This window comes from Enterobacter cloacae complex sp. IR5458, assembly GCF_049238025.1.
GTDB lineage: Bacteria > Pseudomonadota > Gammaproteobacteria > Enterobacterales > Enterobacteriaceae > Enterobacter > Enterobacter kobei.
In genome coordinates, this window is sequence record NZ_JBMKIF010000020.1 from 41,328 (window position 1) to 64,667 (window position 23,340).

The 23,340-nt window shown below is 55.1% G+C and carries 20 protein-coding genes and 2 tRNA genes; 9 read left to right on the top strand and 13 right to left on the bottom strand.

Annotated elements, in window-relative coordinates; genetic code table 11:
- The 3 genes from ACOTYN_RS16475 to ACOTYN_RS16485 form a co-directional block, all read right to left on the bottom strand.
- The gene (locus ACOTYN_RS16475; RefSeq protein ID WP_332957150.1) at positions 1-2,718 is read right to left on the bottom strand and encodes a TcfC E-set like domain-containing protein; all 2,718 of its coding nucleotides are present in this window, start codon (positions 2,716-2,718) and stop codon (positions 1-3) included.
- A 72-nt stretch (positions 2,719-2,790) separates the two neighbouring features.
- On the bottom strand, positions 2,791-3,297 hold the full coding sequence (locus tag ACOTYN_RS16480) for a CS1 type fimbrial major subunit (protein WP_023332625.1): 507 nt from the start codon (positions 3,295-3,297) through the stop codon (positions 2,791-2,793).
- A 75-nt stretch (positions 3,298-3,372) separates the two neighbouring features.
- Positions 3,373-4,116 (bottom strand): fimbrial protein, encoded by a 744-nt coding sequence (locus ACOTYN_RS16485; RefSeq protein WP_032637044.1) that lies wholly within the window; start codon positions 4,114-4,116, stop codon positions 3,373-3,375.
- 308 nt (positions 4,117-4,424) lie between these two features.
- Here ACOTYN_RS16485 and ACOTYN_RS16490 point away from each other — a divergent pair, with 308 nt between their 5' ends.
- On the top strand, positions 4,425-5,180 hold the full coding sequence (locus ACOTYN_RS16490; protein ID WP_032637043.1) for a winged helix-turn-helix domain-containing protein: 756 nt from the start codon (positions 4,425-4,427) through the stop codon (positions 5,178-5,180).
- Positions 5,177-5,653 carry a hypothetical protein gene (locus tag ACOTYN_RS16495; protein ID WP_032637041.1) on the top strand — a complete coding sequence of 159 codons (477 nt, stop codon included), beginning with the start codon at positions 5,177-5,179 and terminating at the stop codon, positions 5,651-5,653. The genes ACOTYN_RS16490 and ACOTYN_RS16495 overlap by 4 nt, the downstream gene beginning before the upstream one ends.
- Positions 5,654-5,708: 55 nt before the next feature.
- Here the strand turns inward: ACOTYN_RS16495 and yccA are convergent, their stop codons facing one another.
- Positions 5,709-6,368, bottom strand: coding sequence for an FtsH protease modulator YccA (gene yccA, locus ACOTYN_RS16500; protein ID WP_013097244.1), 660 nt, complete (start codon positions 6,366-6,368; stop codon positions 5,709-5,711).
- Positions 6,369-6,637: 269 nt separating this feature from the next.
- Between yccA and ACOTYN_RS16505 the strand changes: the two genes are divergently transcribed.
- Together ACOTYN_RS16505 and ACOTYN_RS16510 are read left to right on the top strand one after the other, a co-directional pair.
- Positions 6,638-8,266 (top strand): ABC transporter substrate-binding protein, encoded by a 1,629-nt coding sequence (locus ACOTYN_RS16505; RefSeq protein ID WP_023338218.1) that lies wholly within the window; start codon positions 6,638-6,640, stop codon positions 8,264-8,266.
- 144 nt (positions 8,267-8,410) lie between these two features.
- A tRNA-Ser gene (locus tag ACOTYN_RS16510) sits at positions 8,411-8,498 on the top strand.
- Between the two features lie 66 nt (positions 8,499-8,564).
- Here the strand turns inward: ACOTYN_RS16510 and ACOTYN_RS16515 are convergent.
- The 5 genes from ACOTYN_RS16515 to ACOTYN_RS16535 form a co-directional block, all read right to left on the bottom strand.
- Positions 8,565-9,401 carry an alpha/beta fold hydrolase gene (locus tag ACOTYN_RS16515; RefSeq protein ID WP_014883268.1) on the bottom strand — a complete coding sequence of 279 codons (837 nt, stop codon included), beginning with the start codon at positions 9,399-9,401 and terminating at the stop codon, positions 8,565-8,567.
- 154 nt (positions 9,402-9,555) lie between these two features.
- On the bottom strand, positions 9,556-9,774 hold the full coding sequence (locus ACOTYN_RS16520) for an acyl carrier protein (RefSeq protein ID WP_023332630.1): 219 nt from the start codon (positions 9,772-9,774) through the stop codon (positions 9,556-9,558).
- A 16-nt stretch (positions 9,775-9,790) separates the two neighbouring features.
- Positions 9,791-11,224, bottom strand: a complete 1,434-nt coding sequence (locus ACOTYN_RS16525) for an AMP-binding protein (protein WP_332957154.1) — start codon at positions 11,222-11,224, stop codon at positions 9,791-9,793.
- Positions 11,221-12,339, bottom strand: coding sequence for an MBOAT family O-acyltransferase (locus ACOTYN_RS16530; protein ID WP_058689798.1), 1,119 nt, complete (start codon positions 12,337-12,339; stop codon positions 11,221-11,223). The genes ACOTYN_RS16525 and ACOTYN_RS16530 overlap by 4 nt, the downstream gene beginning before the upstream one ends.
- Before the next feature lie 128 nt (positions 12,340-12,467).
- The gene (locus ACOTYN_RS16535; RefSeq protein WP_045134641.1) at positions 12,468-13,604 is read right to left on the bottom strand and encodes a D-alanyl-lipoteichoic acid biosynthesis protein DltD; all 1,137 of its coding nucleotides are present in this window, start codon (positions 13,602-13,604) and stop codon (positions 12,468-12,470) included.
- A 278-nt stretch (positions 13,605-13,882) separates the two neighbouring features.
- Here ACOTYN_RS16535 and ACOTYN_RS16540 point away from each other — a divergent pair.
- Positions 13,883-13,970: transfer RNA gene (locus ACOTYN_RS16540), tRNA-Ser, on the top strand.
- Positions 13,971-14,024: 54 nt separating this feature from the next.
- Here the strand turns inward: ACOTYN_RS16540 and ACOTYN_RS16545 are convergent.
- Positions 14,025-14,882 (bottom strand): AraC family transcriptional regulator, encoded by an 858-nt coding sequence (locus ACOTYN_RS16545; protein ID WP_096218160.1) that lies wholly within the window; start codon positions 14,880-14,882, stop codon positions 14,025-14,027.
- 228 nt (positions 14,883-15,110) lie between these two features.
- On the opposite strand from ACOTYN_RS16545, the gene ACOTYN_RS16550 reads away from it, so the two are divergent.
- Genes ACOTYN_RS16550 through ACOTYN_RS16565 form a run of 4 tightly spaced genes read left to right on the top strand, consistent with a single transcriptional unit; the run spans position 15,111 to position 20,052 of the window.
- A complete protein-coding gene (locus ACOTYN_RS16550) occupies positions 15,111-16,949 on the top strand; it encodes a DUF2264 domain-containing protein (RefSeq protein ID WP_332957157.1) in 1,839 nt (612 codons plus the stop codon).
- Complete coding sequence (locus ACOTYN_RS16555; protein ID WP_014883276.1) at positions 16,946-18,226, top strand: oligosaccharide MFS transporter; 1,281 nt, start codon at positions 16,946-16,948, stop codon at positions 18,224-18,226. The genes ACOTYN_RS16550 and ACOTYN_RS16555 overlap by 4 nt, the downstream gene beginning before the upstream one ends.
- 13 nt (positions 18,227-18,239) lie before the next feature.
- Positions 18,240-19,430 carry a glycoside hydrolase family 88 protein gene (locus ACOTYN_RS16560; protein WP_023332637.1) on the top strand — a complete coding sequence of 397 codons (1,191 nt, stop codon included), beginning with the start codon at positions 18,240-18,242 and terminating at the stop codon, positions 19,428-19,430.
- 22 nt (positions 19,431-19,452) lie between these two features.
- Positions 19,453-20,052 carry a DJ-1/PfpI family protein gene (locus tag ACOTYN_RS16565; protein WP_014883278.1) on the top strand — a complete coding sequence of 200 codons (600 nt, stop codon included), beginning with the start codon at positions 19,453-19,455 and terminating at the stop codon, positions 20,050-20,052.
- Positions 20,053-20,184: 132 nt separating this feature from the next.
- On the opposite strand, the gene ACOTYN_RS16570 is transcribed toward ACOTYN_RS16565, so the two are convergent.
- The 3 genes from ACOTYN_RS16570 to hpxO are packed head-to-tail and all read right to left on the bottom strand — an operon-like array spanning position 20,185 to position 23,336.
- Positions 20,185-21,120, bottom strand: a complete 936-nt coding sequence (locus ACOTYN_RS16570) for a PDR/VanB family oxidoreductase (RefSeq protein ID WP_014883279.1) — start codon at positions 21,118-21,120, stop codon at positions 20,185-20,187.
- A gap of 11 nt (positions 21,121-21,131) precedes the next feature.
- The gene (hpxD, locus tag ACOTYN_RS16575; RefSeq protein ID WP_332957162.1) at positions 21,132-22,166 is read right to left on the bottom strand and encodes a molybdenum cofactor-independent xanthine hydroxylase subunit HpxD; all 1,035 of its coding nucleotides are present in this window, start codon (positions 22,164-22,166) and stop codon (positions 21,132-21,134) included.
- A gap of 15 nt (positions 22,167-22,181) precedes the next feature.
- Positions 22,182-23,336 carry an FAD-dependent urate hydroxylase HpxO gene (gene hpxO, locus ACOTYN_RS16580; RefSeq protein ID WP_332957164.1) on the bottom strand — a complete coding sequence of 385 codons (1,155 nt, stop codon included), beginning with the start codon at positions 23,334-23,336 and terminating at the stop codon, positions 22,182-22,184.
- Between the last annotated feature and the right edge of the window lie 4 nt (positions 23,337-23,340).

Here is a 23,340-nt window from a genome sequence, read left to right on the forward strand (position 1 = left end):
TCATTTCCCTTTAGTGAGGTTGTCGGCGTTCATGGCAGTTGGCCCGGCAGGTACCGATCGTCCGGCGAGCATCAGCTGTGCCTGCTGCTGGACGGCATCCGGCAGGGCCGAGAAGGTTAATTCCCGACAAGGAATTGAGCCGACATAGCGCACCACGTCGCGCATACTTTTCACGTTGAGTTCGCACTGATAAAACTGCTGCTGACGCACCAGGTAGAGGTTATGCAGCAGGGCATCGCTCTGGGCGCTGAATCCGCCGTTGCCGAGATCGCTCCAGCCGTTAACGTTCAGCGGCACACCACCGATAAACGGCGAATGACGCTCGTCGGTTAACTGGCCGAGCCAGGTGTAGCTTGCGGTGGTTTGCACATCCCGACGCAGCAGTTTGCCTGGCACCATAAACAGCGTTCTGCTGCCTGAACCTTGCGTGATCTCACTGCTGGCTCCCCGGGATACATCCAGCGATTCGTTAATCGTCAACGTGGTCTGCTGGTAGCCCGGTACGGCGAAGAGGGCGCGGCTATTACCCGGAATGTCTGCGCTCCCGCTGTTATCCAGCGACACGGCAACGCTCGGAGCCTGGGTATCAGTCGGTGTGGCAACGTTAACCGCGACGGCGGAAGCAGGGCGTCCGTCGCTCCAGCGGCCCAGCCACAGGCCAGAACGCGACAGCGCAAGTGTCGAGCTATAGTTGCCGCTGGTGCTCAGCGTATGGCGTCTGTCCTGACGATCCCAGGCGTCGCTGACGGTCAGACTGCCGTTGCCATATCGCCCGCCCTGGCGCGTATAGGCTGAGGTATTCAGCGAGTCGCTGTTAATGCCTGATGCGCTAAGGCCGTACTCGTTTTCACCGCGTGCATCGCTATACCAGTTATGCGCCACGTTGTAGCTCAGCTGATTTTTTTCACGCTGCTGGTGCTGCCAGGTCACCCCCAGAGAGGTATAGCTAGACGCATCACCCTGACGGTTATGCGCCATGGACAGGTTCACGCTCAGGTAGCCGCCTTTGTCCCTGCCGTCGCGGGCATCATCGTTGCGCATGAAGAGGTTAACGCTGCTGTTAATGTTCAGACCATGGGTGCTAAAGGCATTGCTCAGGCCTCCCTGCCAGGCCCGCGAGCGCGAGCGGGTCATATAGACCGATTCCCACGGCAAACCCGCATCGTGGCGATCGTCGCTATCCGGCAGCTCCCGGCGTGAAACGTACCGTCCTTCGTTGCGGTTATCCGAATAGCCGAGGCTCGCATACCAGGCGCCGACAGGGACGGAAAACATCACCGAGAGGGTGCGATAACAGCCGTTCACGGCGTCAAACCCGGCGCTTCGGGTGTTGCAGTTTTCCGCTGATAGCGCGTTGCGATAGAGGCTCAGTGAAAAACCGTCGTTGTAGCTGATTTGCTGAATATTGCCGCGCTGGCCTTCGCTGCCGTAAAGGTAGCTAAACCGGGTACTCAGCACGCCGTCGATCGGGCCCGCGTTGAAGCCCCGGCTCCAGTCGAGCGCATTTTCCAGGAAGCGCTGGTTTTGCTTTATCGTTGCTCCGCTGGTAAGCGCTAAGGTCTCGGTGACGGGCAGGCGTACGCCCGCCTGCGCAACCGCGCTGGGTTCTTCGTTTTGATCGCTATTGTCGGTTTCACCCGCCTGCAGGAACCACTCGACGCGGTCGAATGGCGTAATGCCGGTTCGGGTAAACGGCACCTGCTCGGTACGTGTTAGCCGGTTATTTTCATAGACCGACAGCGTGACGGTGTAGCTCCCGTCCGGAAACGATCTTGTGTCGAGAGTTTGCGCCCCGGCATTCAGGTAAAAGCTGGCCAGCAGCTGACTGCCACGGCGGGCATCAATACGCGCGTCATGGGAAAGCAGCACGGTGATAGGGGTTCCCTTTGACTGCTGAACCGGATTTATCCACGCCCGTGTTGAGCCTGCGCGCACGCCGCGAATTTTCCCCAGCGGCAGCTGGCTGAGGTTGATATTTCCACCGGCATTACTGAACAGATCGCGGGTATCCATTTCGCCCAGCTGGACATAGTACTGGCGCAAGATATCCTGGCGGAACCAGGCATTGTTAACGGTGATTTCCTGTTGCTGCTGGTGCCTTGAACGCTGTCCCAGCCAGGTCCAGTCGAGGTTAACATAGCCGTCCTGCGTGAGCGCCAGCGCGCCATTGCCCTGCACGGTGGCTGACTGATAATCCCTGTCGGCAACAAAATTAACATTCTGCTGATGGATAAGCGCATTTTCGGTGTCCTGCGTGGGCTGATACCACTGATTTTCCGCGGTGGCTTTAGGCAGGAATTTCTTGTCTAAAAACAGGCTAATACGGGCGTTATTCTCGTCATAGATAATGGCCGCGCGGTCGGTATCAATGTAATCGCAGCCCGCTGCGGAGCTGTTGCTGCTGCAGGCCAGGTTGCCGTTACGGGCAAGCGGAACGGCCAGCGTGGCAGACACGGTGGCAACGAGAGCAGGGTCGTCGTTAAACCGTCGTTTGATGGCTGCTACAACGGTTTCAGGTGCGACAAAACTGACCGTTTCAAGCGTGATATCCGTTTCAAACAGGCCAAGCGACTCACCATAGAGGTTTACCTCTGTCCACAGGCGCTGGGTTTTCGCCAGATCTTCAAAACCTGCCGGGACGGTCATCCCGGCACAGGCGAGTTGGATGGAAGCGGGTAACAAAGCAACAAAGAGGAGAGTATTTCTGTGAAACGCCATGAACGAGCCTCGACATCATCCTGACGTCAGAGGGTGGGCACCCTCTGACGTTATTCCTTAGGTGCTGTGGTGTTACGCACCGCCTTCCGTGGTCGTCGCTTGTGTCAGCATCAGGCTGACAACGCCGCTGTACTGACCGGTTTTCAGAATGCCTTTGGTGGTCTGAGAAATGGTCAGCGGCAGTACCGCTGAACCGTTTTCAATGCTCCCCGGGAACAGTTCGGTACCGGTATATTCAACATCGGCGGTAGAGAGGGTTTTATCGCCCAGCTTCACCGTCATTGGGATGGACTCAGCACCGTCGGCATTTGCCAGCTTCGCGGCACTCACCAGACGGACTTTCACGTTGCTGGTGGCGGAGTTAGACCATACCTTGGTATTCAGGCGGTAGCTTTCCAGACCGCGGCCTGGCAGGTACTGCATATCGATGCTTGCCGGCAGCGGCGTATTATCGGCCTGGGTCATATCCAGCTGTGAATCAACGCTGGCGTTGACGGTAATATCTTTTTGGATCGCCAGCGCGCTAACGGACGTGGTCATCGCGGCAACAATCATCAGGGGTTTAAAATACTTACGCATTGATATCTCCATATTTACAAATGAGCACCCTGGCTCTTTAAACAAACCCTTTGGGGTCTTTACGGTAACGTCGTGTTATTGCACGACGGGTAAATCAGCTTCTTCAGCGGTTTTATTCACCCAGTTGAAGTAGCGGAATTTATATTTATGGCCTTGTGTCTTTGTGAGCGTTTTTAATTTCCGTTCGGTGTCCGGATAAATCGTCGCGTCTTCTTTAATCCATTTACACGACGAATTTGCGTCACAAATACCGATCTCTCTCAGCGGCACGCGCAGCGTACCGTTGTTTTTTAACGTCCCCCTGCGAGGGTCTATCGAGAGTGAAACCACACTTTTTTCCGGGGCGAGGTGGATCAGGGCGCCCCAGATGACATTGACGCCCAATGTCGCCTTCGCCGCAGCGCTTTCTGCCTGACCTGGAATAATGCTGTCAGGTTGCTTTACCCCTTCAAAATAGACGCGCCAGGTGGTCTCTTTTTCCGGTGGCGTGAGCGATACCAGACGAACGACGCGCATTGCGCCAGCCGCCAGGGCAAATTTTTCTGGCGTCACAACAACGCCACCTTCTTTCCACGAGGCCACATCAATCTCTTTTTCCTCGGCAGTGCCGGGATTAAGAATTTTCTTTTGCCTCACCCGAATGAACTGAATATCATCCGTTTTTGAAGCCACTTTTATTTGCGCCGCCCCGGACTTATCCACGTTAAGTTCCATCGGGTACACGCTCATATTGGCCATTGCCATTTCTGAGAAAAATGGTAATGACAGCGCGGCGACATAAAAGGCGGTTGTCATGTTCACTCTTTTTTTCTGTTTCACATTCTGCCTGCCTGCTCTGAGTTCATCGGTGGCGCGTTAACACCAGGACACCGTCTGCTTTCGTATCGCTTCAGGGCAGGGAAACTTTAACCAGAACAGCGGTTTGTGAAAATTTGTATTAATTAACTCGTTAAATACAGTTTTTTATCCTGCTTTTCTGTCTTTAAGGTTGTATAGTTAAGCGAAAATACCGCGACCAGGGATGGGAAGAAAATTCCTTCTGATTACAAAATAAGCAGATCAGGAGGTGATTTTCATGTCGATGTACCAGGGATTAAAAAGCATGCGGTAACAGCCGAGAATAAAAGATGTTTTTTATATGCAATAATTCGTTGTTATTCGATCCTGAATCACATGCAATAAGTCTTGTTGGACAACCCGAGTCTGTATTAACGCTTTCGGCACCGGCCGTTCGTCTTTTACAGGAGTTTATTAAGCACAGAGGTCGTGACCTTAGCCGGGATGAATTGATCGCTCGCGTGTGGGAAGCGTTCGGCTTTACGCCATCAGGAAATAATCTCAATAAAGCGGTAAGCGAATTACGTAAAAGCTTTCAGTCGCTGGGAGAGGGGCATGAATTTATCGTGACCGTACCCCGCTATGGATTTCGTTTTGAGGCCGATGTGATTTTTCAGCCTCGGGAGAATATTCAACCCGTTGATTCTCAGTCTCCGGTTGAACAGCAAGACGTAAAGCCGCGGCGCACATTCCTGAAAAGGGGGGCGATTACGGCGGTCGCGATCGTCGCTGCACTAGGGGGATGCCTGTACTTTAGCCGCCCGCAGGGGATAACCGTTCCGGCGAAACTCACGCCAGTTAAGGAAAAAATTGCGCGTTGCAGTATCTGGATAATTAACGATCATGGACGGCCGTTAGTGTTATCGAAATTAGCGAAACAGCTGGAGGCGAATAACGTGGCATGCGAGCGAGAAGAGTATAATATTTATTATTTCAGCGCCCGTTTTGCTATTTCCGCCGCGGATGAGGTTTTCATTGGTGCCTGCCCGGGAAGTAAAACCAGACTGTGCAAAACCATTCGTTATAAAAGCGGGGCTGAAAAATGAAAATAAAACTTATTTTTGGGCTGAGCGGTGTACTGGTTGGTGGTGCAATAGCGCTTTTTTACTATTCTGGCGGCCTGGGTAAAAAGGATGTGCTTGCCTGCAGTACAGAATTTAATTTCACGCGCAATGAGGGAAAAGCAAGTGAGGTGAAGGTCAATACCTTTGCTCAGTTCTATTTTCATCAGGATGGAACCGGGTTGACGACTTACAAAGGCGCGGCAAGGGCTGGCGGGCAATGTTTGATCGTTGACAGGGATGTCGACTTTACCTGGGAGCAACGGAAAGATGATAACGTCATTGTATTGAGCTACACCAAAACCTGGCGTCGACACAATGACAATACCCCGGATGCTCAATGGGGAAGCTTCGCCTATCCGACCGCACGTTACTACCTGACGATCTCTGAACTGTCGCCCGCCGTGTGGCTGATTCAGGACCGGCGTTATCCTACCTATATCTGCCGGGGAGAATAAGACAAAAAAAAGAGAATGCCATGGGCATTCTCTTTTTTCGTATCAGTGATGCAAATTAATCCCGGCTGGCGAAGCCCAGAATGCTCAGCAGGCTGACGAAGATGTTGTACAGCGATACATACAGGCTCACGGTGGCGCGAATGTAGTTCGTCTCACCGCCGTGAATGATGTTGCTGGTTTCATACAGGATCGCGCCAGATGACAGCAGGATAAACACCGCGCTAATCGCCAGATGCAGAGCAGGCAGCTGCAGGAAGATGTTTGCCACCATACCAATCAGCACCACCACAATACCCGCCATCAGCATACCGCCGAGGAAGGACATGTCCTTACGGGTGGTCAGCACGTAGGCCGAGCAGCAGAAGAACACCAGCGCGGTACCGCCCAGCGCCATGCCAATCACGTCGCCCATACCGGCAGACAGATACGCGTTCAGAATCGGCCCCAGGATATAGCCCAGGAAGCCGGTGAAGGCGAACGCGGACAGAATACCGACCGGTTTATCCGCGGTTTTGTAGGTCAGGAACATCAGCCCATACATCCCCACCAGCGTCAGGATCAGCCCCGGAGACGGCAGCATCAGCACGGTGCTGGCGGTGGCAGTGATCGCCGAAAACGCCAGCGTCAGGCTGAGCATGAAATAGGTATTGCGCAGCACCTTGTGGGTACTGAGTAGCGATGTGCGGTCGCGTGAAGAAGTAATAATACGATCCATGAGTCACTCTCTTATGACAGATGTAATTAGCGGAAAGAATAGGAAACGGCGAGCCAGTCTCAAAGTGGTTTTACCCATCTTTACTCAGCACGTTAGCGAAGGAGATGGTTATTTCTTCTGCAGAAATGCATTTCACCAGAATGAACAGCGGTTTGAGAAAATTTACCAGATCAACCTCTTATAGGTTACTGAAAAATATTGCGTTATTACCCTTGTGGCGCTAAGAGTTATCTCCGGATCGTCATAAAACAGACAATAAGGCGAAGGACATGAAACCACAAACACGCACGCGCTTTACACTCTCTTTACTTACCGCCGGGATCCTGTGCGCCAGTACGGCATCCTGGGCGGCCAACGTCCCGGCAGGAACCGCGCTGGCAGAGAAACAGGAACTGGTCAGAAATAATGGCAGTGAACCGGCTTCGCTCGATCCGCATAAAGTCGAAAGCGATGTCGAATTCAATATTATCAGCGATTTATTCGAAGGTCTGGTGAGCGTCTCCCCGACGGGTGAAATTCAGCCCCGGCTGGCGGAAAAGTGGGAGAACAAAGACAATACCGTCTGGACGTTCCATTTGCGGCCGGGCATCACCTGGAGCGACGGGACAGCGATTACCGCAGAAGATGTGGTCTGGAGCTGGCAGCGCCTGATCGATCCTAAAACGGCGTCACCGTATGCCAGCTATCCGGGCAACATGCATATTGCCAACGCGGCCGATATCGCCCAGGGGAAAAAAGCCCCCGATACGCTGGGGGTAAAAGCGATTAACGATACCACCCTGGAAGTGACGCTCACGCAGCCAAACGCGGCTTTCCTTGCGATGCTGGCGCACCCGTCGCTGGTACCGGTGGACAAAGTGCTGATTGGGCGTTTTGGCGATAAGTGGACCAAGCCGGAGCATTTCGTCAGCAGCGGGGCGTATAAACTTTCTCAGTGGGTGGTCAACGAACGCATTGTGGCGGAGCGTAACGCGCGCTACTGGGATAATGCGCATACCGTTATCAACAAAGTGACGTATTTGCCCATCACCTCTGAAGCTTCGGATGTGAACCGCTATAAAGCGGGTGAAATTGATATTGTCTACACGGTCCCCATTAACCAGTTTGCCCAGCTGAAGAAAACCCTTGGCAGCGAGCTGGACGTTTCACCGCAGCTCGCGACCTATTACTACGAGTTCAACACCACGCGCCCGCCGTTCAACGACGCGCGCGTGCGTAAGGCGCTGAATATGGCGCTGGATAAAGACATCATTGCAGGGAAAGTGTTAGGGCAGGGGCAGCGTCCGGCGTGGCTGATTAGCCAGCCGGACATCGGTGGGGTCAAGCTGCAGAACCCGGATTACGCCAGCTGGCCGCTGGACAAGCGCATCGCGGAGGCGAAAAAACTGCTCAGCGAAGCGGGGTATAACGAAAGCCATCCTCTGCGCTTCAACCTGCTTTATAACACCTCTGAATCGCACCAGCGCATCGCGATTGCCGCCAGCTCCATGTGGAAGAAAAACCTCGGCGTGGACGCGAAGCTGCAAAATCAGGAGTGGAAAACCATGCTGGATACCATGCACACCCACAACTTTGACGCGGTGCGTTACGCATGGATTGCGGACTACGACGATGCAGCAACCTTCCTGAACAACTTCCGTACCGGCGACAGCGAAAATACCAGCCAGTACAGCAATCCGGAGTACGACCAGGCCCTGATCAACGCCGCGAAAGCGAAAACAGCCGGGGAACGGGGTAAGTTCTACCAGCAGGCGGAGGATCTGCTTGGCCGTGATGTGCCAGCCATTCCGGTTTATCACTACGTTCGTACCCACCTGGTCAAACCGTGGGTAGGGGGATTCACACCGGATAAGCTCGGGTACTATTTCACAAAAGACATGTACATCAAAAAGCATTAAGAGGGCGGGCTGAATGTTATGCTGTTAAAATCGCCGATATGTCGTCAGTTCAACCGATTAAACGCGTTTTGGCTATTTTTACAGCGAACGATTGCAGCCACTCTTTACAGCACGCGGTGAGGTGTTTATAGTTCGCCTCACTTAGGAAGTGTGGCCGAGCGGTTGAAGGCACCGGTCTTGAAAACCGGCGACCCGAAAGGGTTCCAGAGTTCGAATCTCTGCGCTTCCGCCAGATATAAACCCCAGCTTACTCGTTAAGCTGGGGTTTTTCTTTTGGCGTGAATTTAAAACCTGACCTTTATGAACGGATAAACGCAAGAATGTCCGCGTTGATGGTCTCCGCATGCGTGGTGTGCATCCCGTGCGGGAAGCCTGGATAAATTTTCAGCACGCTGTTCGCCAGCAGCTTGTCCTGCAGAAGGGCGGCATTCTTATACGGTACGACCTGATCGTCATCGCCCTGCATTACCAGAACGGGAACCGTGATGGCTTTTAAGTCCTCCGTCTGGTCAGTCTCTGAAAACGCCTTAATCCCCTCATAGTGCGCTTTGGCACTGCCAATCATTCCCTGACGCCACCAGTTCTGAATCGTACCCTGTGAAACCTCCGCGCCATCCCGGTTAAAACCGTAAAAAGGGCCGCTGGCTACGTCGAGGTAAAACTGCGCGCGATTGGCTGCCAGCGCACTACGGAAGCCGTCAAACACCTCGATGGGTGTCCCGCCGGGGTTATTCTCTGTTTTGACCATCAGCGGGGGAACGGCGCTGACGAGCACCGCTTTGGCGACGCGCCCCTGCGGCTGGCCGTATTTCGCTACATAGCGGGCGACCTGGCCGCCGCCGGTAGAGTGACCGACATGCACGGCATTGTGCAGATCCAGGCTTTCAACCACGGCCGACGCGTCGGCCGCATAATGATCCATATCGTGACCTTCACTGACCTGATCCGAACGTCCATGACCACGACGATCGATAGCGATAACGCGATAGCCCTCTGCAAGGAAGAAGAGCATCTGGTTATCCCAGTCATCGGCACTCAATGGCCAGCCGTGATGGAAAACAATGGGTTGAGCTTCTTTCGGACCCCAGTCTTTGTAATAAATGTTGACGCCGTCTTTCGTTGTTACGAATGCCATACCGCAGACTCCTCTGTTAAAAACAACACGACCCCTAAAGTGTAGGAGAAATCATATCAGCGGTGGGTTTCATTCCCGTGAAAGGTATTCATTTTGCATTCAGGGCTCTGGTGCGGCGCGCCAGAGCCCCCAGGGCGGGGTCATACAGCGGGGCTTAGCGGTTCTCTTCAATATAGCGGGCGAGATCTGCCGGGGTCTTCAACACCGTCGCTACGTCAGTTGGCGGGATCATACAGCCGTAAACGTCCTGCACTTCCAGCACCATATCGACTGCCAGAATAGAGTCGAGAATATCAGATTCAATCAGTTCATCGTGAAAGCCCACTTTACGGGATAATACTTTTTCGAACAGGGCGAGAATTTCGTTTTCCATTATGTTTCCTGGATAATTAATGAGTGCGGGCGTAAGCGTCCAGCAATTTGCGGTCAATTTTGCCGTTAGGGTTCAGCGGCAACGCGTCTTTTACGATAATTTGTGAAGGCACCATATAGTGGGGAACCACTTTCGACAGCGAGGTTTTGATCGTGTCCGGTGCCATTTCCGTCACGCAGAACGCGGCAATACGCAGCACGCTGCCGCAGGGTTTCATCAGCGGCATCACTACCGCTTCATTAATGCCGGACATGGCCAGCAGACGGTTTTCGATCTCGTTGATTTCAATACGGTAGCCATTCAGTTTGACCTGACTATCGTTGCGACCCTGGCAATAGATCATCCCCGCTTCATAACCCAGATCGCCGGTCCGGTAGCCGCGACACGCGTCATCTTCCCGATGCAGTAATTTTGCCGCGTTCTCCTGCGGCAGGCCGAGGTAGCCGCGCATGACGTTTTTACCCCAGATAATCAGCTCGCCCTCGGCGGAAATGTCCATTCTGCTCTCCGGCATCATGACCCCCACCGGCAGCACGGCGCTGTCCTGGTTGAGGATCTCATCCGTAATTTCAACCACCGTCGTCGCAATGGTCGCTTCCGTTGGGCCATAGGAGTTGATGATTTTGGCCTGCGGGAAACGGCGGCGCAGCTGTTTAACCAGCGCTTTATTGAGCACTTCACCAATGAAGATAAAGACGCCGAGTTCAGGCAAATACTCGCTGTTAAACTGCGGGGACAGCAGCTGCTGGTAGGCAAAAGAGGGCGTGGACACCCAGGCGGAGACCGCGTTTCTTTTGAGTCGCGCCAGCCAGTTCTCTTTCTGAATAGCCTCTTTGGCGTTGAGCACGATGTGTCCGCCCATCGCCAGGTTCGCCAGCAAAGGGATCAGGGAGAGGTCAAAGCTGAACACCGCGTGGTTCATCAGCACCGGTTTTGCCGGCAGGGAAAAGTCCTGGCTGACCCATTTCATGAAGTGCCAGACGCTCTCACGTCCAATCTGCACGCCTTTCGGTTTGCCGGTGCTGCCTGAGGTAAACATGATATAGGCCAGATCCTGCTCTTCCAGGACCTTGCCCGCTTCACCGGTGGCAATAAACTGCCGGGTTGCAACGTCGTAATAGTAAGGGACACTGGCCAGGCTACAAATCTCCCGGAGCCGCTCCTGCGGGTAGATGCAATCCACCGGGATGTACGGAATGTTGTGCAACAGGCAGCTATAAATCGCCACGGCGAACTCGGCCTGCTGATGACCATATAATACGACCGGTGTGCCTTCGATAGGCTTGCAGCGTTGATAGCGTTCCGCCCAGTCCATCACGGCGGCGGAAAGCTGTAGCCAGCTGAGGGTTTCGTCGCTACCCGTGATGGCCAGCTGCTGCGGGGAGGCGGGATCGCGCAATGCCGCACGTAAGAAATCCTGCAGTTCCTGTAGATCGGTGTGATATTTCATAGAGGAGACATTCCACTAAAGATGTAAAGGGATCCTGCGGCGCTGCCCAGCGTCAGAATTCGCCCCAAAAACGCAACTGCCGGATACTGCAAACCGCGGTGTAATGCCGGGCTGCGTTTGGCTGACCACAGCAGCATGTTGTGTGCGACAGAAATGGCGCCAAACAGCGCGCCGCTGATGACATAATGGCGTTCCAGGCCATTCCATGCCCCCATGCAGAACAGGGTGCAAAAAATACCGATATTTTGCGCCAGCGTTTTGTTCTGACGGAAAAAGTTGAACTTCATCAGGTTCATATAGACGGGCATAAACACCACATCGCGCAGCCATTCAGACAGGCTGATGTGGAAGCGCCGCCAGAAGTCCTGAGGGTTCTTTGCAAGCAGCGGCATATTGAAGTTTGCCGGAATATTCAGCCCGAATAAGCGCCCGGCACCGATGGCCATATTGCTGTAACCTGCAAAATCAAAGTACAGATAGGCGCTGTAAGCAATCGACATCACCACGCCGACGGTCAGCGAAAATGGCTTATGGCTCCAGGGCTGCACCACAAGCGAATCGATCAGCATGGCAAACAGGAACTTCTGGATGATGCCGGTGACGATCTGCTCTAACGCTGTTAAACATTGTTCACGGTTAAGGGTGAATGCGGGTTTATTCACATCGCTCATCCATGTCCGCCAGCGGTACATCGGCCCGGCCAGAATAATAAAGGGCATAAAGAGGTAGCAGAAATAGTGCAGAATATTCTGGCCCTCTTTTTTACTGCGATACAACAGCACATCCACCGCGCGAAAGGTCATAAAAGAGAGACCGATCATGCCGAGATGGTGATTAAAATGTAATTTCACCAAAAACAGTGGCAGCAGCGTTAACACGATCGCCTGCCAGGTTTTTAACCATCCTTTTTCTTTTAACGTGGCGAAAAGATAAAAACAGCCAAAAACGATCGCCGGAATACGATAATCGCCCTGAAAAATATAGCCCCAGCCTAATGCTGTCAGGACGACCAAGGACGATAACCAGGTCAGGCGATGGCGCAGCAGGCGATTAATCAGCGCAAATACCCCTGCCGATGAAAATAAACAGACAAAAAACAGTCCTGAGCTGTACATCATTCGGCCTCAGAATTTCTGATATTCAAAATGCAGTTGCATACTCATGCTGTCATCGACAGCGGTCCACGCGACGATGGTGATCCCAAGCAGGAGATAAAGGATAAACAGACGGATCGCGATTTTCATTATTTAAAACTCTGTGCAATAAAGCGAAGCATAGGCACCCAGGCCAGTTCAGTCGGGTGCAGTCGGTCCCAGTTCCAGCCATTCTGATAAGGCATAGCGTACATATCTAAATAAGGGATCTGGTTCTCTTTCAGAATGGATTGAATTTGCTTATCGTACGGGCGGAAAGTGTCGGTATGGTAAAGCGCCCACGGGTTAACCGGGTCGACGATAGCAATGACCTGCACGTGATGTGCCTTCAGCAGCTGGACGGTTTTCCTGAACGCAGCGAATTGGCCGGGCACCACCGGCGTGTCATCCCACTGCTGCGGCTTACCGTCCTCTTCGTAAATCGTTTTGTCCATCCACAGGGTCGCCGCGCTTTGCTGGCGAACTTTATTTAATTCACGGGCATTCGCCAGCTCTTTATTCCAGTCCGGAGTCATGTGGGTGGTTGGCTGTTGCGGCCAGGGTTGCGCCGTCTCAGGCCTGATATTGAGCAGCGACAGCCAGTCGTTTTTTATCAGGGTACAAAAATTAGCGAACTGGAAACCGATCTCATCCCAAATCAGATCGGGGTGCCAGCCGAAGACACGCATTTGCCCAAAGGTTAAATGGCTTATCTCTTTAGCATCAATATGTTTTAAATAATTCACGAGGATCGGACGTGCCTGCGGATCCTTCATCAGGGGATCAAAAACAGAGCCCGGAAAATTATCCGCATAGATAGCGGGTGGCAGACCTTTTGAGTAAAAGCTGTCAGGTGCCAACAATAAAACCACTTTACTGTTTGCGTTAAGGCTATTTTTAAAACGTGAAAACAGTAAAAATTGTGTTTCATCATCGACAAACGCATCGCCATACGCCACGACGGGTTGGTGTAATTGCTGATTAAAATAATGATAGACCGCGTAATGTTCATCTTCAGAGGTGGCAACTTCAGAGGCGCCAATGAAGAAAATGGCATTCCCCTCCAGGGCATGGGAAATGGTGGCAATTTTTTCCGCTTGTTCTTTCGGTGTGCCCGCCATGGATTTGATCAGCGGCTGGAATTTAAGCGGCGGATCAAAGCTGGTCACCAGCGGGTGAATGCTGAGGAATAAAATGGCCAGGGCTGCCATCAGGATATGTAAGCAAAACGTATTTTTGATTTTCATCATTAACCAGTAAGACTACATGGCGGCAATTTTCTAAAATCCGTTGATAATCGGCTTTATAACAATTACACAACAAATGGCCGTCTATTTTGGGGCATTCTATACCAGAGCGATTTAGAAGGATGAGCGTTGCCGTGTAACGGTATGTACAAGTGGGAGAGAGCGACGCGGGGATCGGGGAATGAGCGATTTTTTGCGCAGTTAAACGCCAGGGCGTAGAAATAGAAAAATTCCTGCTTTACAAGGCGCTAATAGATGTTTATAGTGCGCCTCACTTTGGAAGCGTGGCCGAGCGGTTGAAGGCACCGGTCTTGAAAACCGGCGACCCGAAAGGGTTCTAGAGTTCGAATCTCTACGCTTCCGCCAAATTCGAAACCCAGGTCGTTATGCGACCTGGGTTTTTTGTTTGTTAAAACCGCCTTAACCGGGAATTCTGGTGCCGGAGTTACTCCGTCGATACTGCAGCGGCGTCTTACGCATCATCTTTTTAAAGCAGGTAATGAAATAGGTCACCTCGCTAAACCCCACTGCCAGTGCAATGGCGTCAACAGGCTCATCGCTGTACCGTAACAGATCGCAGCTGCTTTTAATCCGCCGGGTCAGCAAATATTCGTGGATGCTACCGCCGGTCTGCTGGCGGAAAATGCGTGAGGTATAGCTTCGCGAGAGCCCCAGGTCGTGCGCTAACCGATCGAGCGAAAACTTGCTGGCATAGTGGGCTTCGACCCAGCTCATTATCCGCGAGGCGACGGTCTGCTGGCGCGGCGGGTAGGGCTGCGGCTGCTCGGGCAGACATGTCATCAACTGCATCACCAGAAATGCCACCTCGCAGGCTTCGGTCTGCGCGTTGTCCTCCAGGCGCTGAAACTGTTCAAGTATTCTCTCAATAAACGCCGCGTGCGTGCTGAGATCGTAAATTTGTGCCGGGAGATTGCTGGCGGCCAGCGAGGCGAAGCGGGCCTGATGGCGCGGAAAGGTGCTGAGCGCACTTTCGACGACCGATTGCGCAATGTGCATGGTGGTGCGGTGATAGGGGTTCTTATCGCTATGATCGACCTGCACTTTGTGCAAACGGAAGGGCGGGAAGACAAATAAACGCCCCGGACGGGCGGTGTAGTGCTGATTGTCCACCACCACGATGCCATAACCGCTGGAAATATAGAGCAATTCAACGCACTGATGCCAGTGGTAGTAAACCGCGCTGGTGGTGTACATGCGGTTAAATGAAATGGCCTGCCGATCGAGCGTAATGCGTTCCAGCAGTTGCGTTTCACCCATTTTCCCTCCAGGACAACAGATTTAAATTTTTAGACCATCATTTGTAATTTATCCCTCTCTCGATCGACAAAATCCAGCAAAAATGAAATGCCGGTTTAATTTTGTGAGTCTGCTCACTCAGCACCGGGAATAAAAGCGGTTACTCTTCATTCAGACGTCGCACTCGTGGCTTTAAAAAGCCAAATAACAATAACTTATCTCTACCCTCGTGTTATGCGGGAGGACCCTGTGCAACCTGAAAATATTCATGTGGATAACCCACTGACGAGCCGTGATGAGGTACTGCGGCTGGTTAACGATATGCTGAACGCGGTGACGCCTTATTTTAAAAAAGACGCCAGCCGCATTGATTTAGCGAACTTTACCGCTCACTACGGCCAGCAGGTCGCGAGCATGGAAACCTTTTCCCGTCTGCTGTGGGGCATCACGCCATTGTTGGCTGGCGGCAGCGAGCCGCAACACTTCTCTTTCTATTTACAGGCGATAAAAAACGGCACCAATCCGCAGCATGCTGATTACTGGGGCGATGTCGGTCCTTTCGATCAGCGAATCGTCGAAATGGCGGCTTACGGCTTACTGCTGGCGCTGGCGGGCGAAACCGTACTGGCACATTTCACTGAGACGGAGAAAGAGAATCTATGGCGCTGGCTAAAGCAGTGCGAGACCCAGGATATCCCCGATAACAACTGGCACTTCTTTCCGATTCTGGTGCAGGTTGGCTTCCATTATTGTGACATGTCGACCCATCCGCAGGCGCTGGAAAAGCATTTCGCTGCCATGGAGCACTACTATCTTGGCGATGGCTGGTACTCCGATGGACCGGGCCGGCCGCGCGACTATTACATCTCGATGGGCTTCCATTTCTATGGACTGATTTACGCGAAGCTAATGGCCGATGTTGATCCAACGCGGTGCGCAACCCTGCGCGATCGCGCCGCGCGTTTCTCCTCTGACTTCATTCATTTCTTTGCCGAAGACGGCGCGGCGATCCCGTTTGGCCGTAGCCTGACCTACCGCTTTGCCGAGGCGGCGTTCTGGAGTGCGGCGGCTTTCGCCGGGCTGGAGGTCTTTTCGCCGGGCGTGATTAAGGGCATCGTGCTGCGCCATCTGCGCTGGTGGCTGAAGCAGCCGATATTCGACCGTGACGGCATACTGAGCGTCGGCTACAGCTACCCGAATCTGGCGATGGCGGAAGACTACAACGCGCCGGGTTCACCGTACTGGGGCCTGAAGACCCTGCTGGTACTGGCATTAGATGAGGGCGACGCCTTCTGGCAGGCGGCCGAGCTGCCGCTGCCGCCATTGCCCGCGCAGCACACGATAGCCCACGCGGATCAGGTGGTGGTGCATCAGGCCGATCACCTGTGGATGCTGACGTCCGGCCAGCTGGAGCTAAACAACTTCGTGAATACCGAAGCGAAATACTGCAAATTTGCCTATTCCACCCGCTTTGGCTTCACCCTCGAACGCGGGCGCTACGGCCTGAACCATGCCGCACCCGATTCGATGCTGCTGCTGGCCGAAAAAGATAACTACTGGCGTGGCCGCCGTGAATGCCAGCACGTGGTCACCGCTGACGGCACCATTTACAGCCGCTGGCTGCCGTGGCGCGATGTGGTGATTGAGAGCTGGCTGCTGGCGCTGGGCGACTGGCAACTGCGCGTCCATCGTATCAATACTCAACGCGAGCTGGATTGCGCGGAAGGGGGCTTTAGCCTCGCGAACCGCCCACAGCCGCAGGCGCAGGAGATGGAAAGCGCCTGCTGGTTACGCAATGCCCAGGATGCCTCAGCCATTTTCTGTTTACATCCGCACGCCCGCCGCGGCGAAACGGTGGTGACGCCGCCAAACAGTAATCTGTTGTTTGCCGAGCGCGCTGCAGTGCCGCTGCTGCGCGGCGAACTCGATCCCGGCACGCATTTGCTGATAAGCGCGGTGTGGGCGGGAAATGCCGCAGGCTTCGATCCGCAACACTGCCCGCAGGCCTTCATTAGCGATGACGCGGTACGCTTCGTGATGGCACGACAAGAAACGACGCTCGTTCTGGCCCCGGAGACATCGCTATGAGCACATCATCGTCCGTACGCGCCGCACAGTACAAAATGAGTACCTTTATTTTTCTCTACTTCTTCACCTGGTCATCCAGCTTTGGCCTGTACGCCCTGTGGCTGAGCCAGAAAGTGGGCCTCGATAGCATCACTATCGGCAGCGTGTTCGCCATCAATGGCGTCTTCGCGGTGGTCCTGAAGCCGGTGTATGGCTACATCATGGACAAAATCGGCATGAGCAAGTGGCTGCTCTATTTTGTCTGCGCCATTTCTGCGCTGATGGCGCCGTTTTTTGCGCTGGTGTACCAGCCGCTGCTGGAAAGCCATGCGATGGCCGGGATTATCATCGGCGCGCTATATCTGAGCCTGGGCTGGTACGCTGGCGTGGCGGCGTCTGAATCTTACGCTGACCGCTTTAGCCGCCTGTACGGGCTGGAGTTTGGCCGCATCAGAATGTGGGGTTCGCTGGGCTGGGCGATGGCGGCTTCGGTCTCCGGGCTGTTGTTTAACGTCACGCCGCTGGCCAACTTTCTGCTCAGCAGCGGTACCTCGGTACTAATGCTGTTGGTGCTGATTAGCCTCAAAATCGGCGATGAGCAGCTGCGTAATAACAGCGTTATTTCCGCCAATAAGATTGTCTTTGCCGATGTGCTGATGCTCCTGAAAAACCGCAAATTCTGGATGTTCAGCCTCTACGTCGCCGGGGTGGCGTGGATGATGTTTATCGCCGAACAGCAATTCCCGCGCTACTTCGTATCATTCTTCGCCACCAAAGAGCAGGGAAATGCCTGGTACGGCTACCTGAGCACCGTCCAGTCGGGTATGGAATTCCTGATGATGATGTGTATCCCGTGGCTGGTGAATCACTACGGCGCCAAGCGCGGCCTGGTGTTCTGCGGCTGCGTGGTCGGGGCTCGGCTGATCGCCTCCGGACTCACCAGTGACCCGATAGTGATCTCTATCATCAAACCGTTTTATGGCGTCGAGATCGCGCTGCTGCTGATCTCGGTCTTCAAATACATCGCCGAACATTTCCATCGTCGGGTTAACGCCACGATGTACCTGCTGGGCTACCAGGCGATGATTTACGTGGGGTCGATTGTGGTCGCCCCACCTGCTGGCTATCTGTACGACAGGATAGGCTTTGAGCATACCTATCTGCTGATGGGCTGCTGCGCCCTGATATTTACGCTGATTTCCGCCTTTACGCTGTCGCGCTGCCAGTCGAAGTGCGATGTCTCACGCCCCTTTGCTCCGGCATTAGATTCCGCCCCGGTTGAACCGGCCAAACATTAATTCAGGAGTTGTTATGACCAAATCTGTTATCACCGAAGCGCTGCGGCCGATCGAACTGCATCAGGTCGATCGCCTGGCCCTGAGCCAGAAGCTGGAAGCGGCGTTAACCCGCGTAACGCGCAAGCTCGACAAAAATATTGTTGCCTTCGGCGATAAATTCCCCGGCGAAGCCTGTGAGAAGGGCGTCTGGCCGCGCACCGATAACGTGGAATGGACCACCAGTTTTTGGCCAGGCCAGCTGTGGCTGGCGTGGGAGATGACGGGCAAAGCGCATTATCGCGACGCCGCCGAGCGCTATTTACCGTCGTTCGCCCGGCGTATTGAGCAGCGTATCGACACGGCAACGCACGATCTTGGTTTTCTCTATTCGCTCTCCTGCATCAGCGCCTGGCGCCTCACCGGCAACGAAGCCGCTCGCCGGTCGGCGCTGCTGGCAGCCGAGCGCCTGATGGAGCGTTTTAACCCAACGGCCAGGATTATCCAGGCATGGGGTGATTTAAACGACCCGGAGCAGCAGGGGCGAATGATCATCGACTGCAACATGAACCTGCCGCTGCTGTACTGGGCCAGCGAACAGACCGGGGATCCGCGCTATGCACAAGCGGCGACGGCTCACGCCGGACAGGCTGCAAACTATATCGTGCGGGAAGATGCCTCGACGTATCACACATACTATATGGATGTCCAGACGGGTGAGCCGCGCTTTGGTAATACCCATCAGGGCTACAGCGACACCTCGTGCTGGTCGCGCGGGCAGGCATGGGGCATTTACGGCTTCCTGCTCAGCTATCAGCACACCGGCGATAAGCAGATGGTTGAGCTGTCACGCAGCCTGGCACATTACTTCCTCAACCGTTTGCCGGAAGATGATGTGTGCCACTGGGATCTGGCGCTGCTCGGTACTGACGCCGTGCGCGACAGTTCAGCGGCGGCGATTGCCGCTTGCGGTCTGCTGGAGCTGGTCAAGGCGCTGCCGACGCTCGACGCAAACCGTGCGTATTACGAAGAGATGGCGCTGCGTATTGCGCTGTCGCTGACCGATAACTACCTTGCCCACGACGACGATCCGACCGAAGGGCTGCTGCAACACTCGGTTTATCATATGGGCAGCGGCAAGGGGGTCGATCAGTGCTGTAGCTGGGGAGACTATTTCTATCTCGAGCTGCTGGCGCGGCTGCGACAGATTTGGCACCCGTACTGGTAACCCTGAAGCCATGGAGAGCAAAATGAAAAGCGTAGCCGTGCTATTGGCCCCCGGTTTTGAAGAGGGGGAAGCGATCGTCACCATCGATATCCTGCGTCGCCTGAATATTACGGTGCAGACGATTGCCTGCGGCGAGAGCCGCGAAGTGGTGAGCTATCACGCCATCTCAATGGTGGCGGACAGCACCCTCAAAGCCAGTTTCGATTGCACCTTTGACGCCGTGGTGTTACCGGGCGGCCCGGAGGGCAGCGTTAACCTGGCGAAAAGCGCGGAGGTCATCGCCTTCGTCCGCCGCCACGATGAAATGGGCAAATATATCTGCCCGATTTGTTCCGCCGCCGCCCGTGTGCTGGGCGGTAACGGGCTGCTGAAGGGGCGCCGCTACGTCTGTTCCGGCGATCTGTGGAAAACAGTCAGCGAGGGCAGGTACGTCGATGCCGAGGTGGTGGAAGACGGCAATCTGCTGAGCGGTCGCGGCCTGGGTAACGTATTTGATTTCGCCTTTACCCTGGCGGCGCGATTACAGGGCGATGATGCCCTGGCGCGCGAGCAGGCCAGCCATATTGAGTACGCGTGGCAGGATAGCGATCCCGTTTACGGGCTGGCAAAAAGCGATGTGTGAGTTTCGCCCGGCGGCGCTACGCTTGCACGGACCTACAATGAATAGTGCAATATATTGATATTGTTACGGATTGTAGGCCGGGTAAGCACAGCGCCACCCGGCAAGAAGGGCCGCTAAAATGTTGATGTCGTTTTACAGCCCAATCACCAGCTCCCCCGAATGGCTCCGCGAGCAGCAGAGCGCCACCTGCTGGTTTGTTGCGCCTTTTTCCGCCTCCGACTGCACGCTGTCCCGGTGATCCACCACGCCGTCAATCACCGGCGTCAGGCAGGCGCCGCAGATCCCCATTTCACAGGACAGCGGTACGTCTACGCCGTTTGCCTGTAAGACCTGGGCAATGGTCTTATCCGCAGGCACCGGCCAGCGCTCCCCGGTGGAGGCCAGTTTAACGGTAAAGATCTCGCCGGTTTCATGACCAGCGGCAGGCGCAGCAGGCTGAAACGCCTCGCTGTGAATGTGGGCGTTATCCCATCCCTTCGTCTTTGCCACATTGCGGACTTTCTCCATAAAACCCGCAGGTCCGCACACCCAGGCATGCAGTCCCGCTTCCGGTATGGGGAGATGTTCTGCCAGCGCTGAGCGGGGGCTGAGGGTATGAATGATGCACTCACCGTACTTTGAGAGTTCCTGAACAAACGCCGCGCTTTCGCGATTTTTAACGTAATAATGCAGCGTAAACGGCGTTCCGGCCGCCTTCAGCTGCAGGGCCATCGCAAACAGCGGCGTAATGCCAATGCCCGCAGCCAGGAGTAAAACCCGCTCTGCCTGAACGAGCGGGAACAGATTGCGTGGGGTGGAGATCGTGAGTTTCTGTCCAGGCCGCAGCGTCTCGTGAACGTAGCGCGACCCGCCGCGCGAGGCGGTTTCGCGCCCCACGCAGATAAGATACCCTTCGTCCTCACAGGCTCCGGTCAGGGAATACTGGCGCACCAGGCCGCAGGGCAGGTGTACATCAATATGCGCGCCGGGCTGCCACGCCGGTAGCGCGGCGCCGTTTTCCGCCACCAGCCTGACGGCGAGGCTTTTATCCCCCTCACGCCACAGCCCATCAACGATAACGCTCAACATATTGGCCTCCGTCATACCAGGAAAAATTCGCCGAATCCCATCTTTTTCAGTCCCCGACGGTAGGCAATCGAGCTTTTATCCGCCGGGATATGGGCTTCGAGCGTCAGATCCAGCGGCAGGCTTTCCGGGCGCTGGGTTTCGACCATCAGACGGTCTTCTTCAAAAATGCGCAGATTGAAGGCATGCACATCTTCCACCGGAATATGCAGATCGAAGTTGCGCGCGATAGGGGCGAACATCCGGGTCACCCGCGATGATACCGGCGACGCGGCGTTCATAATCACCAGTCGGGATTCCCCCGGGAAATGGATCGTCAGCGTGGCGGTAAACGGCAGATGCATTTCAAAATGACGCAGCCACTGGAAGCCCTCCGGAGCCTGGACGTCTGAACTGGCGGGATAGTTGCTCACGGAACTCCAGTAATCGGCCACGAAACCGAACGGCGTCTCCTGCGGCTGATAGGTGGGAACCAGCTGATTATTGGGATCGGCAAAGGTATCGGTGTGGATCCAGGCAAAGTGCGCCACGTCCAGAAATCCTTCCACCTGGCGACCGGCGAAGCCATTCACCTCGAACGCCGGGCAGTTAATCTGCTGGAATCCGTCGTCATCCCAGTGCGGCATGGCGGGCAGCGGTACCGGATTGTCCGGGTCAAAGGCCAGACAGGTCCAGATCAGGCCAAAGCGCTCCTCCACGGCGTAGTTAATCAGGTTCAGCTTCGCCGGAACGGGCTGGTCGGGGCTGGACGGGATACGGTTGCAGCGCCCGTCCTCTCCGAAGCGTAAGCCGTGGTACGGACAAATAATGCCGTGCTCATCGTGAAAGCCCAGCGTCAGCGGCACGCCGCGGTGCGGACAGACATCCCGGCCGACCACGACCTGGTCGTTAATCCGGTAAATGACCAGATGTTCATCCAGCAGGGTTGCTTTAACCGGTGCCGGGCCGATGTCGCAGGCGCGTGCAACGGGATGCCAGCATTTCGCCAGGCGCAGCCAGTCCTCTGGCTCAAAGGTGCAGTGGGCGGGTGGAGTCGGTTCTCTTTTCATCGTTGTCCCTCTTGTTCAGCCTAACGGGCCGCCCTGAATGGTCTCGCACAGACCGTTGATGATGCGCTCCCCGGTCTCCTCTTTCAGCTCCTGATACCAGGCCTGCGTCAACGTCATGTCTTTGCCGTGGGTGACGTCGCAGCGTTTGCGCGCCTTCAGCACCAGGTCACGCACCCGGTCGCAGCGCAGCGCTTCGTACTGTCGCAGCGCCAGCGTAATGTTGTGGTTCTCTCGCAGGCATTCGCCCAGCACCACGGCATCTTCCATCGCCGCACAGCCGCCCTGGCCGATATCCGGCGTGGTGCTGTGCCCGGCATCGCCAAGCAGCGCGACGTTGCCGCGCACCAGGGTATCGAACGGTTCGATGTCGTGGATTTCAATCCGGTTAGTGGTGTCAGGATCGAGCGCGGCGATAAGCTTTTGCACCGGCGGCGCCCAGCCGCGGAAGTAGCCCGTGAGATCGGCACGCAGGGTGGTGCGATCTTCTGCCAGACCCGCAGGGAGCGGCACGTCAAAGAAGAAGTAGAAGCGTCCGCCGGAGACGGGAATCAGCGATACGCGTTTGCCCTCACCAACGAAGGTGGTCCACTGGTGCGCCGGGGCAATCTCTTCATCAATCTTCACCAGCCCGTTCCAGTTCACGTAACCGGCGTAGCGGCGCTCCGGCGTATAACCCAGCACATACGGACGAACCGCCGAGTGGCTGCCGTCGGCGGCAATCAGAAAATCCCCGGTTGCCGCGGTGCCATCGGTGAAGGTGACGCTCACGCCCGCGTCATCTTCCCGGACACGTTCGACGCGCTTGCCAAACTGCACGTTATCGCGCCCCCAGAAGTCCAGCATTTCGCGCTGAAGTTCCGCGCGCGAGACGGGGCAGGGACGCCCGCCGGTGCGCTCGACCAGCGGCGCGAGGCTAAAGCGGGTCAGGGTATCGCCGCGCCGGTAATCTTTGTAGGCCATAAAACGCATCGGCCCGCCGTACGTCTCGATGATGTCGCCCATGCCGAGGTGCTGCATGCATTTCACGCCGTTAGGCCAGATGGAGATGGCCGCCCCGACGGGCTTGATCGCTTTGACGGCTTCAAACACGGTACAGTCGATGCCCGCTTTCTTCAGCGCAACAGCGGCGCTCAGGCCGCCAATTCCCGCACCAATAACGATTGCTTTCATGCTT